The organism is Cereibacter ovatus, from assembly GCF_900207575.1.
GTDB lineage: Bacteria > Pseudomonadota > Alphaproteobacteria > Rhodobacterales > Rhodobacteraceae > Cereibacter_A > Cereibacter_A ovatus.
Genome location: NZ_OAOQ01000039.1, coordinates 1 through 4,447 on the forward strand (window position 1 = coordinate 1; position 4,447 = coordinate 4,447).

Consider the following 4,447-nt stretch of genomic DNA (forward strand, 5'->3'; position numbering starts at 1 on the left):
CATGTAGCTCGCCTGCGTCGATGGAGCCGAAACCAAACCCAGCAGGTTGCGCCGAAAGAAAACTGTTCCGCGACGGCGATTTCTTCAGCACCCTGTTAGCGTCAGCTAAGGCGGCCGGCACTCGTGCGCCAGTATGTCGTCGAACTGGAGCGTCTAGCCCGTTAACGCAGTTGCCCCTCCACCCAGTTCGCCACGATCAACCCCGGCACACCGTCCACTGCCCGTTCGGCATCCCGCGCCAAATCCAGCCGCTTCTGTAGCTTGACCTGCGGCACCAGCAGGAAGATTGGAGCGGTGACGACGCCCCGTCCAGTTTTCGACTTTGACGCCACGGCGCGACCCTTGGTGTTCAGCCGCCCCTCCGCCACCAGCAAGCTCGGGCCACGGCGGCGGTAGATGAACCGCAGGCGCAGACCGGTGCGGCGTTCCCATTCGCCGGGGGTGATCCGGCCGCCGCGCGTGGACTTGCCTGCCGCTGGCGTGGGGATCGCCAGCCAGAACCCATTCTTCGAGCGGATCAACGGACCGGTGTCATGCGCGCCGATGATCACCGGAGCATTCGACCAGACCAGCGCCGCCGCGTTCAGGCTTTCGCCGGACTTCGGAAAGCTGGCGGAGCGGATCGAGTTGGCGAGGCGCGTGCCCAGCCCCGCACCGGTGATCTGTGTGCGCCAGGCGGATTTCAGGCCGGTGCCAGCCTCGCGCATGGCGGCGATGACAGCGCGTTCGCCGGCCGCGACCTCGGCTGCCATCAGGGCGACGATGTCGGGATCGATGGCGAGCTTCAGTTTCACGCTGGCCTCAGATCGATAGTCCAGACCAGCCGTTCGCGATCACGGATGGGCTCGCCCTGAATGAGGAAAGCATCTCCGTCGATCTCGATCCGGTCGCCGGGGCGCGGGTTCGGCACCTCGGCCACACGCAGGTCGACGCGCGTGGTTTCCGACCAGAGCCGCGCCTCGCCGAAGTCGGTGACGGCATCGGCACGCCGGGCGACGGCGCGCACAAGCACGGGCGCGCCGCCGTCGGCGATGTAGACCGCATCCCGCCCCATGTTCGGGTCGGCGAAGAGCGCGCCGACTGCGGCGGCAAAGGCCGACATCAGAACGCGCCGTTCAGTCGCACCCGCCCGATCAGGTCAGTGGCCCCGCCTGCGACAGCCTCAGTCGCCACGCCGATCAGCGTGTTCGAGGTCAGGGTCTTGGTCGTGTTCTTCGCCGTGTTGTCCCAGTAGATCTTGTCGCCCGCGGCCCATGCCTGCGAGGCGACCTTCTTCAGATCGTAGACGCCCTCGACCGCGGTCTCGACCGCTTCGCCAAGGGCGGCGGTGCCAGAAGCGACGCCGAAGATAGCACCGACGAGGAGGCCATCGCCTGATGCTACGGCGTAGGGCGCGGTCAGGGTGATAATATTGCCGGGCTGGACGTAGTTTTTCATGGTGGGGATCCTTGTGGAAAGACGATGGGCGGCCCGTCAGGACCGCCCGTGTGTCAGTGTTCAGGATTAGGGCGTTACGCGCCCGGGTTCTTGTAGAGGCCGCGCCAGTCGATGGCCTTGGCGCCGAAGTCGAGGCGGCACTTGATCTCGACCCCGTCGACGTCGAAGCCGTTGCGGGTCTCGATGTAGGCACCCTGCTGGCCCTCCAGATAGGCATATTCGATGGTGTCGATCTGGTTGGGGGAAGCCGCCAGATACCAGGCGGTGGCGCTGGCAGCATCAAGGCGGGGCTCGCTGATCGGCGAGAGCGTCCGGATCGACTGCGGCACGACCTTGGTGGTGTCTGCGGGCACGAGATTCTGCGCCACCAGCTGCTCGGCTTTCAGTTCCAGCGCGGCCGGAACGATCAGGAAGGCAGGGCGCACGTTCAGGACGGTCTTCTTGTCGAAGCCCGTCTGCAGCGCCATCGCCGCGCGCGCCGCCCCCACCGCGTCGACGGCCAGCGCCGTGCCGGTCCCGGCGAGGTTCTTGTGCGTGGTGTGGAACAGGGCGTTGCCATCGGCCATTGCCGGGTTGGCGGTGATGATGCCCCAGACCACATCGCTTTCCAGCTGCGCGATGGAGTTGCCATACATCGCTGGGATCCGGGTGAAGGCATCCAGATCGTCGTTGATCAGGGTCTGGCGGGTGATAGCAACCACCCGGCCATAGGTTTTGACCTTGTAGCTTTCCTTGCTCTCGCCGAGCGTGCCGCGCTTGAACTCGCCACTTTCGCCCACTTCCAGAAGCTGCGGGGCCTCGCCCAACTGCACCCGGTTCATCGCCTTGAAGTCGGTCGCCAGAACCTGACGGCAGAACAGCATGAAGGTCCGGGGATAGGTCTCGTAGGCCTGGCGCAGCGTCTTGTTGGTGACGGCCGACAGGATTTCGGGAAAGTCGGAGGTGGAATGCAGCGAGCGCGTCGCCACCTCGTCGCGCGACAGGCCCCGGGTGTTGACACCGGCATTGGTCAGGCTCTCGCGGGCCAGTTCTAGGAGCGACATGCCGCGGTACTGGCGGGCGGCGTCTTCCAGCGGGAAGAGCGTCGGGCTGAAGCGATGCAGCAGCGCATTGGCCACGGCGGCGCGTCTGGTCACGCGTTCATCCCGGCCGCCGAGCGGGATCGAGACATGCGGGAAGGTCCGGGTCTCGTCCGACCTGGCCGCAACCTGGTCGAGGATCAGGCGACGGGATTCATCGACAGTGACACCGCGCTTGACCAGATCCTCGGCAAAGCCGCGCTCGAGGTTCAGGCGACCTGCCAGATCATAGATGGTGGAGACGCGGTCGCGTTCACCCTCGCGCGCCCGGGTAGCGATGGCTTCGGTGTCGGGCGGGGTCACCGGGGCGGCCTGAGGCAAGGCCCGGGTCTCGACTGCACGCGCCTGCGGTTCGGCAGCGGGATTTGTGGGGTTGGTCATCTGGGTCTCCTCGGTCGCATGGGGTTCGGCGGCCGCTGCGGCCGGGGTCTGGGTCGGGTCGGTCATCGGGGATGCTCCTTGTCGTATGGTGGAAGCGTCCCGGCGATGAAGGACGCAGTCGTGAAGGGATTGCTGGGCGCGGAAACCGGCGGCGGGGTCGGCTCCGACCGGCACGGCGGAAACCTCGAAGGGCGTCCAGTCCACCGCGCGCCACAACTCGCGGCCGCCATCGGGCTTGGAGACCTCGAAGCGGTGGACCTGGTAGCCGATGGATACCGCCCGAATGTGCCCGGCCTGAATGTCACGCCAGATCGGCTCGACGTCATCTCGTTCCGATATCCGGACAAGCGCGATGCCCCGGCCGTTTTCGAGCCGGGCAGAGCCGGGCACTACGGAGCCGATGACCGCGTCCAGCGCGCCCAATTCATGCACCTTCAGGAAAGGCGCGCCCGCGTTCAGTCGTTCCAGCCGCACATGGGTGGGGTCGAGGCTGAGTTCCTCGTCATACGGCTCGCCGAAAAAGCTGGCGCGGCGGACGCGGGCCCCGGCCGACCAGACCACCTCGACGGTTCGGGCCTGCGCGTCGGCGCTGTTCGGCGCAAGCTCCGCCGTCCGGCGCATGGCCGGCAGTTCGATCATCGTGTCCATGGGGTCAGTCCTGTTGGGCGGCGTCGGGTTGCGCCGGGTCGTCTTCCGGATCGGCGGCCGGATCGCTGGCGGGGTCACTGGTTTGCGCGCTACCGGTTTTCGTAACGCGACGCGGGTCGCTGTCGAGAACGAGGCCGAGCGCATCGAGCTTGGCATTGGTCGCGGCGATTTCCGCCAGTACGGCGTCGGGGTTGCGGCCCTGTCGGGCGATCACCTCGGCCAACGTCATGGTGCCGGACCGGATCGACAGCAGGTTCGCCATCGCGTCCTTCTGCGGATCGACCGCTTCGAACTTCGGCGGCGACCATTCGACCGGCACGTCGGGTGTCGGTATCTGGCCCGCCGCCCATGCGGCTTCGGTGAACCAGCGCCAGACCGGGGCGCAGAACATCGGGATGAACAGCTGCCATTGCACGGCATCGATCTGGCGGCGAAACTCGACGAGCCCGGCCCGGATCGAGGAATAGTTGACCTGGCTGAGATCGCCGGTCAGCAATTCGTAAGGCACCCGGAACCCGGCCGAGATCGTGTGCAGGCTGCGGCCCTTCGAGGATCAGCATGTGATCGGCCTTCACCCCGGGCCGGTAGATCCGGGCCACGGCAGAGATCAGCCAGAGCGCGCCGATGGTGTGATGGAAGGCTGTCGGCGTGGCACCGAGATAGGTGCTGGTCCAGGTCTCGATGCGGGGCGTGCCGTCCCATTTCAGGGTGTCGAGCCAGTCGCGAACCGGATGGATGCGCAGGTCGCGGGCCACCGCGCCGACACCCCGGCTGACGACCATCGGCGCCACGTTGAGCCCGCGCAACTGCAGCCATTCGGCGGTGCGCACATCGTCGGCATCGTCCCAGGGGCGCGGAAAGCGGATGGCCGGGTCATCCCAAGGCAGCGGCTGGCGCACCAC

Annotated in this window: 5 protein-coding genes and 1 pseudogene; all 6 read right to left on the reverse strand. The window is 66.9% G+C overall.

The features are described from left to right. Window positions 1-161: 161 nt before the first annotated feature. A complete protein-coding gene (locus CRO07_RS17900) occupies window positions 162-794 on the reverse strand; it encodes a DUF6441 family protein (protein WP_097031982.1) in 633 nt (210 codons plus the stop codon). After that, window positions 791-1,102: a head-tail joining protein gene (locus tag CRO07_RS17905; protein WP_097031983.1), complete on the reverse strand. Its 312-nt coding sequence runs from the start codon at window positions 1,100-1,102 to the stop codon at window positions 791-793. The genes CRO07_RS17900 and CRO07_RS17905 overlap by 4 nt, the downstream gene beginning before the upstream one ends. Beyond that, on the reverse strand, window positions 1,102-1,437 hold the full coding sequence (locus CRO07_RS17910) for a DUF2190 family protein (RefSeq protein ID WP_097031984.1): 336 nt from the start codon (window positions 1,435-1,437) through the stop codon (window positions 1,102-1,104). Before CRO07_RS17910 ends, CRO07_RS17905 begins: the two co-directional genes overlap by 1 nt. A 74-nt stretch (window positions 1,438-1,511) precedes the next feature. Beyond that, window positions 1,512-3,545 carry a prohead protease/major capsid protein fusion protein gene (locus CRO07_RS17915; protein WP_097031985.1) on the reverse strand — a complete coding sequence of 678 codons (2,034 nt, stop codon included), beginning with the start codon at window positions 3,543-3,545 and terminating at the stop codon, window positions 1,512-1,514. Between the two features lie 4 nt (window positions 3,546-3,549). Beyond that, window positions 3,550-4,041, reverse strand: coding sequence for a hypothetical protein (locus tag CRO07_RS17920; RefSeq protein ID WP_235841104.1), 492 nt, complete (start codon window positions 4,039-4,041; stop codon window positions 3,550-3,552). Between the two features lie 100 nt (window positions 4,042-4,141). Then, window positions 4,142-4,327 (reverse strand): annotated as a pseudogene (locus CRO07_RS19265) (VapE domain-containing protein); the annotation flags it as partial. Between the last annotated feature and the right edge of the window lie 120 nt (window positions 4,328-4,447).